At 72.7% G+C, this 4,929-nt stretch carries 5 protein-coding genes; 2 read left to right on the top strand and 3 right to left on the bottom strand.

The window, feature by feature from the left end; translation table 11 throughout:
* Both CRM73_RS18155 and CRM73_RS18160 read left to right on the top strand, forming a co-directional pair.
* On the top strand, window positions 1-350 hold a 350-nt coding region (locus tag CRM73_RS18155; protein WP_229588684.1), incomplete at its 5' end, for a LysM peptidoglycan-binding domain-containing protein.
* A gap of 64 nt (window positions 351-414) precedes the next feature.
* Window positions 415-936 carry an Rv3235 family protein gene (locus CRM73_RS18160; protein WP_017833629.1) on the top strand — a complete coding sequence of 174 codons (522 nt, stop codon included), beginning with the start codon at window positions 415-417 and terminating at the stop codon, window positions 934-936.
* Window positions 937-1,039: 103 nt separating this feature from the next.
* On the opposite strand, the gene secA is transcribed toward CRM73_RS18160, so the two are convergent.
* The 3 genes from secA to CRM73_RS18175 form a co-directional block, all read right to left on the bottom strand.
* Window positions 1,040-3,754, bottom strand: a complete 2,715-nt coding sequence (gene secA, locus CRM73_RS18165; protein ID WP_109222181.1) for a preprotein translocase subunit SecA — start codon at window positions 3,752-3,754, stop codon at window positions 1,040-1,042.
* A 192-nt stretch (window positions 3,755-3,946) separates the two neighbouring features.
* Window positions 3,947-4,633 carry a ribosome hibernation-promoting factor, HPF/YfiA family gene (gene hpf, locus CRM73_RS18170; protein ID WP_017833627.1) on the bottom strand — a complete coding sequence of 229 codons (687 nt, stop codon included), beginning with the start codon at window positions 4,631-4,633 and terminating at the stop codon, window positions 3,947-3,949.
* An 89-nt stretch (window positions 4,634-4,722) separates the two neighbouring features.
* On the bottom strand, window positions 4,723-4,929 hold a 207-nt coding region (locus CRM73_RS18175), incomplete at its 5' end, for a phosphoribosyltransferase family protein (protein WP_232035384.1).

Consider the following 4,929-nt stretch of genomic DNA (forward strand, 5'->3'; position numbering starts at 1 on the left):
TCTCCCTCGGCCCGGCGCCCGCCCCCGGTGCCGGACCCCGACCCGGCCCCGACCGCGAGCCCGTCCCGGGCGGGGAGTCCGCCCCCGCGCCGTCGACGGATCCGGATCCCTGCTTCCCGCAGACCGGCCCCTCGGTGGCGGAGCGCACAGTGGACGGCGCCGTCACGGTCGTGCGCGGGGACACTCTGTGGTCCCTGGCCGCCGCCCACCTGGGCCCGGAGGCCTCCGACCAGCAGGTCGCCCGTGCATGGCCCCGCTGGTACGAGCTGAACCGGCCGGTGCTCCCGGACGGACCGCACCGGCTCCTGCCGGGTCAGCGGCTCGTCGTGCCCGGCGCCGGGGGGCCCTGACCCGCCCCGGCTCCGCGGCACCCCACCATCGACCCACCGCAGCACCGTTCCCAGGAGGCCCGTCATGAACGCACCCACCGCCGGTTCCGACCCCGTTGCCCGTCCGCTCGCGCCCGAGCGCGGACGCCCGGCGGCCGGGCCCTCCGCCCGCCGGGGGCGCCCGGCGCCGCCCACGGCCCCCGGCGGCTACACGTGGGGCGCCACGCGTGTGCTGGGCCACGACGCCGAGGACGAGCTGGGCCGGGTGACGGCCCTGGCCCGTTCCATCGGCCAGGCGGCCGTGGAGGTGCTGGGCGGGAGCCGGCCGGCGGCACAGCTGGGCCGCTGGACCACCCCGGAGATTGTGGAGCGCTTCCAGCAGCGCGCCGACATGCTCCGGCTGCTCCAGGAGCAGTTCGAGGGCAAGGCCGCGCTGCAGGAGCTGCACCGGAACCCCCACGTGCGCAGGTGCCGGGTCTGCCGGGTGGGCCGCGGGGTCTACGAGGTGGCCCTGGTGGTGGTCGAGCCGAGGCGCAGCCGGGCCGTGGCCATGCGGGTGGAGCGGCTGGGGCGGGGCTGGAGCGTGACGCAGCTCGAGGTCGGCTGACCCCGCCTCCCCGCCCCGGCGCGTTCGACCCCGGCGGACCGAGTCCCCGGCAGGCTCAGCCCCCGGCGGACTCAGCCTGGGGAGGAACCTGTCCTCGGCGGGCTCAGCCCTCCGCGGACTCGGCGCTGGCGGCCCGGGCGCGGGCCCGGCGCCCGGCCCGGTTGGCGGACGCCGCGGCGGCGTCCGCGTCGTCCTCGCCGCGGCCCGCCGCGGTGGGCTCCGTGCGGGTCTGCGTGCCGCCGGTCTCAGCGGGCGCGGTGTATTGCAGGAAGCTGGGCTGGCGCGGGATCTGCAGGTCGACGGGCCCGCCGTCGGCGCCCACGCGCTGGCGGCGGATCTCCATCCGGTACAGGGTCGAGACCGTCTCCTCGCGGATCGCGCCCATCATCTCCTGGAACATCGCGTAGCCCTCGCGCTGGTACTCCACGAGCGGGTCGCGCTGGGCCATCGCCCGCAGGCCGATGCCCTCCTTGAGGTAGTCCATCTCGTAGAGGTGCTCGGGCCACTTGCGCCCGATGACCGACAGCAGCACGCGCCGCTCCAGGTTGCGCATGGCCTCCGCGCCCACCTCCTCCTCCCGCTGGTCGTAGACGAGGCGGGCGTCCGAGAGGATCTGCTCGCGCAGGAACTCCGCCGTGAGCCGCGTGCGGCCCCCGGCCTCCTCCACGACCTCGTCGACCGACAGGGTCACGGGGTAGATGGTGCGCAGGGACTCCCACAGGCCGTCGAGGTCCCAGTCCTCGGGGTGGCCGACCGCCGTGCGGTCCTGGACCGTGGAGGTGACCACCTCGTCGACGAACTGGACGATCTGCTCCTGGAGGTCGTCGCCCTCGAGGACCCGGCGGCGGTCGCGGTAGACCGCCTCGCGCTGGCGGTTGAGGACGTCGTCGTACTTGAGGACGTTCTTGCGCTGCTCGGCGTTGCGCCCCTCGACCTGGCTCTGCGCGGAGGCGATGGCGCGGGAGACGATCTTGTGCTCGAGCGCGGTGTCGTCCGGCGCCCCCGCCATGAGCCGCTGGGCGGCACCGGCGTTGAACAGCCGCATGAGGTCGTCCGCGAGGGAGAGGTAGAAGCGGGACTCGCCCGGGTCCCCCTGCCGCCCGGAGCGCCCGCGCAGCTGGTTGTCGATGCGCCGCGACTCGTGGCGCTCCGTGCCCAGGACGTAGAGACCGCCGACGTCGACCACCTCCTGGTGCTCGGCGCGGGTCTCCTCCTCGCAGCCGGCCACCACGTCCGGCCACACGCGCTCGTACTCCTCCGCGTCCCGCTGCGGGTCCAGGCCCTTCTCCCGCATCCGGTCCACGGCGTTGAACTCGGCGTTGCCGCCGAGCATGATGTCGGTGCCGCGGCCGGCCATGTTGGTGGCCACGGTCACCGCACCCTTGCGGCCGGCCTGCGCGACGATCGCGGCCTCCCGGGCGTGGTTCTTCGCGTTGAGGACCTCGTGGCGGACGCCGCGCTGGGCGAGCAGCTTGGAGAGGTACTCGCTCTTCTCGACCGACACGGTGCCCACGAGGACCGGCTGGCCCTTCGCGTGCCGCTCCTCGATGTCCTTGACCACCGCGGCGAACTTCGCGACCTCGTTCTTGTAGACGAGGTCGGGGCGGTCGATGCGGACGAGGGGGCGGTGCGTCTCGATGGACACGACGCCCAGCCCGTAGGTGTTCATGAACTCCGCGGCCTCGGTCTCGGCGGTGCCGGTCATGCCCGCGAGCTTCTCGTAGAGGCGGAAGTAGTTCTGCAGGGTGACCGTGGCGAGGGTCTGGTTCTCCGCCTTGATCTCGACCCCCTCCTTCGCCTCGATGGCCTGGTGCATGCCCTCGTTGTAGCGTCGGCCGGCGAGGATGCGCCCGGTGTGCTCGTCGACGATCATGACCTCGCCCTTGAGCACCACGTAGTCCTTGTTGGCGCGGAAGAGCTCCTTGGCCTTGATGGCGTTGTTGAGGAAGCCGATGAGCGGGGTGTTCTGGGCCTCGTAGAGGTTGTCGATGCCGAGCCAGTCCTCGACCTTCTCGATCCCGGACTCGAGCACGCCGACGGTGCGCTTCTTCTCGTCCACCTCGTAGTCGGTGCCCGCGTCGAGCCGCTGCACGAGGCGGCCGAACTCGGTGTACCACCGGTTGGCCTCGCCGGAGGCGGGCCCGGAGATGATCAGCGGGGTGCGGGCCTCGTCGATGAGGATGGAGTCCACCTCGTCGACGATCGCGAAGCTGTGGCCGCGCTGCACGAGCTCGTCGGGGCTCCACGCCATGTTGTCGCGGAGGTAGTCGAAGCCGAACTCGTTGTTCGTCCCGTACGTGATGTCGGCGACGTACTGCTGGCGGCGGGTCGCCGGGTCCTGGTTGGCCAGCACCACGCCGGTCTCCATGCCCAGGAACCGGTAGACGCGCCCCATGAGGTTGGCCTGGTACTCGGCCAGGTAGTCGTTCACGGTGACGACGTGGACACCCTTGCCGGAGAGGGCGTTGAGGTAGGCGGGGGCCGTCGCCACGAGGGTCTTGCCCTCGCCGGTCTTCATCTCGGCGATGTTCCCGAGGTGCAGGGCGGCGCCGCCCATGAGCTGGACGTCGTAGTGGCGCTGGCCCAGGGTGCGGGACGCGGCCTCCCGGACCACGGCGAAGGCCTCGGGCAGCAGCCGGTCCAGGGACTCGCCGTCGGCGACCCGGGCGCGGAACGCGTCCGTCTCGGCGCGCAGCTCCGCGTCGCTGAGCTCCCGGAAGCCGTCCTCGAGGCTGTTGATGGCGGTCGTGTAGGACCGCAGCCTCGTCAGGACCTTCTTGTCTCCGGTCCTGAGGACTTTCTCCAGGAATGACGCCACGTGCACACGCTCCTCGTGTTCGACTGCCGTGCTGGGACTGATGGGGGGGGGGTGTCCGGCACCCGCTCCAGTCTACGGGAGCCGGTGCCGGTCTCCGGGCGCGGACGAGCCCGGTGGCCGCGACCACCGGGCTCTTCCGGGGCGGGACCCGGCCGGCACCCAGCCGGGCGGGCCCGCCGTCACGGGGTGGGGTCAGCCGGCGGGCTCGGGCTGGTAGGCCCGGACGCTCTCCTCGGACTCCTCGCCGTTCTCGCTCAGGCTGATGACGCCGTAGCTCCAGCCCTTGCGGCGGTAGACCGCGGAGGGCTCGCCGGTCTCCTTGTCGACGAAGAGGTAGAAGTCGTGGCCGACGAGCTCCATGTGGTCGACGGCCTCGTCGACGCTCAGCTCGGAGGCCGGGAACCGCTTGCGCCGGATCTCGACGGGGGTGACCGCGTCGGTGAGGCTCACGCTCTGGTCGAACGCCTCCTGCTCGGCGGTCGCGAGCTCCGCGGCGGTGGTGTAGATGGGCCCGGAACTGGGGACCACGGGCAGGGCGCCGGTGGCCTCGTGAACGGCCGTGGGACGGTGGGCGCCGCGGTGCACCTTGCGGCGGTCGCGGGCCCGGCGAAGGCGCTCGAGGAGCTTGCTGTAGGCCTCGTCGAAGGCGGCGAACTTGTCGTCGCCGCGCGCCTCGGCCCGCAGGACGGGGCCGCGTCCGGAGACCGTGATCTCCACGCCCATCCCCTGGTGGCCGGGCAGCGCGTGGTCCTTGGTGACCTTGACATCAATGCGCTGGACCTTCTCGCCCAGCTCCTCGAACTTGACGACCTTCTCGGCGGCGTACTCCTTGAACCGCTCCGGTACGGCGACGTTGCGCCCCATGACGTTCAGTTCCATGATGCCCTCCAAATCTCGGGGGTGACGTGGGCGGATGGGGCCGCCCACCCGGGAGGATTGTTGCGTCCCGTGACTCAACGTTAGTTGAATCACACGGGATATTCACCCGGCCGGGCCGGACCCGAATCAGCGGTGAGCGGAACTGCCGGCGGCCGCACGGCGGCGAGCACCACCGCCCCGAGCACCTCGGCCCCGCCGGCCCGCAGTGCGCGGGCCGCCTCGCCGAGGGTCGCCCCCGTGGTGAGCACGTCGTCGACGACGACGCACCGGGCGCCGGGGGCCGCGGCGGCCCGCAT

This window comes from Kocuria sp. CCUG 69068, assembly GCF_020833785.1.
GTDB lineage: Bacteria > Actinomycetota > Actinomycetes > Actinomycetales > Micrococcaceae > Kocuria > Kocuria rosea.

Excerpts from the sequence above, each read along its gene's own strand:
- CRM73_RS18160 (WP_017833629.1), top strand. The coding sequence starts at position 415 with ATGAACGCACCCACCGCCGGTTCCGACCCCGTTGCCCGTCCGCTCGCG.
- hpf (WP_017833627.1), bottom strand. The coding sequence starts at position 4,633 with ATGGAACTGAACGTCATGGGGCGCAACGTCGCCGTACCGGAGCGGTTC.